The organism is Candidatus Eisenbacteria bacterium (assembly GCA_030017955.1).
Taxonomy (GTDB): Bacteria; Eisenbacteria; RBG-16-71-46; order JASEGR01; family JASEGR01; genus JASEGR01.
Window position 1 is genome coordinate 1 of record JASEGR010000237.1, and the last position, 1,087, is coordinate 1,087.

The following is a 1,087-nucleotide window of genomic DNA, read 5'->3' on the forward strand; positions in this document are numbered from 1 at the left end:
GATTGCCTCACTTCGTTCGCAATGACACATGGTTAATATTCTCCAGTTGATCCTGCTGCCAGTCTACCTTTTGCTTTTCACACAAAAGCTGGTACCGGTAGAGCTGAGTACATTGGCAAAGGCGTTTGCCCTCTACGTGGTGATTCCGTTGACGGTGGCGCAACTGCTCCGCTGGTGCCGTCCGCAATTGGCCGCGTCCGAGCGACTTTCCCGGTTGGGATTTGCCGCGCTGGCTCTAGCAGTGACGGCGATGTTCACGAGCCACGGTGAGATCTTCTTAGGCAACCCGACGCTCTTTTTGAGGATGGCGCCGCCGATGCTGAGCTTTTACCTAATTTCCCTCTCCCTCTCCTGGATCGTTTCCCGCCTGCTTCGCTTTCCACGGGAGAGGTTTGTCGCTCTGGCCTGCACCACCACCGCGCGAAACTCGCCGCTGGCGTTGCCGCTGGCAGTACTGCTATTTCCAGCGCATCCTATCGTCGCCCTGAGCCAGTTGATCGAGCCTGTGATTGAAATACCGAGTCTAATCCTCTCCTCAGCCATGGCAAGACTGAGACCGCGCCGTAAGGTTGGACGGCCTATGGAGAGGAGAGATTAAAGAGAAGACCCCACTGCCCACTGTATCTGTGGTCTTCTGATGAGATTCGGGCCCCAGAGAAGCTCCAACGGCGGCTTTCGTTTTCACTCGTCTTTGCACAATCGGCGAAGGTTATCCTGGATTTCGGAAGAGTCTATGCAGCGTATGGAGGGATTTACCTCATCATGGTGATGTTATGGGGATGGCTCATCGATAGAAGAGCTCCCGACTCTTTCGATTTAATCGGTGGAGCAGTGGTTCTGTTGGGATGTATGATCATCATGTATTGGCCAAAGCCCCCTTAAACCAAAATCTTCTTTTCTCGGTAGGCTTTTAAGTATTCAAGGCAGTATGGATCCTGATTGGCGAGAATCCTGCTGGCGTAAATGGAGGAAATGAGAGCCTGGTCTCGGACATCGATGAGAAGGGTATCCAGGCCTGCATAGATCGCCATAGTCAGAAAAGTTCTATTGATCAATTTCCTTCCCGGGAGTCCCATGCTGACGTTGC

At 52.9% G+C, this 1,087-nt stretch carries 2 protein-coding genes and 1 pseudogene; 2 read left to right on the forward strand and 1 reads right to left on the reverse strand.

Annotation, left to right across the window (positions count from 1 at the left end; translation table 11 throughout):
• The first annotated feature begins 28 nt into the window (after positions 1–28).
• Complete coding sequence (locus QME66_13980) at positions 29–598, forward strand: bile acid:sodium symporter (GenBank protein MDI6810050.1); 570 nt, start codon at positions 29–31, stop codon at positions 596–598.
• Between the two features lie 119 nt (positions 599–717).
• Positions 718–882: pseudogene (locus QME66_13985) on the forward strand (hypothetical protein).
• Here the strand turns inward: QME66_13985 and QME66_13990 are convergent.
• Positions 879–1,087, reverse strand: a 209-nt coding sequence (locus tag QME66_13990) for a methyltetrahydrofolate cobalamin methyltransferase (GenBank protein MDI6810051.1), incomplete at its 5' end; no start/stop codon positions are given. The pseudogene QME66_13985 and the gene QME66_13990 overlap by 4 nt on opposite strands.

What these genes read in the sequence shown, in the direction of transcription:
- QME66_13980 (MDI6810050.1), top strand. Translation starts at nt 29, where the DNA reads ATGGTTAATATTCTCCAGTTGATCCTGCTGCCAGTCTACCTTTTGCTT.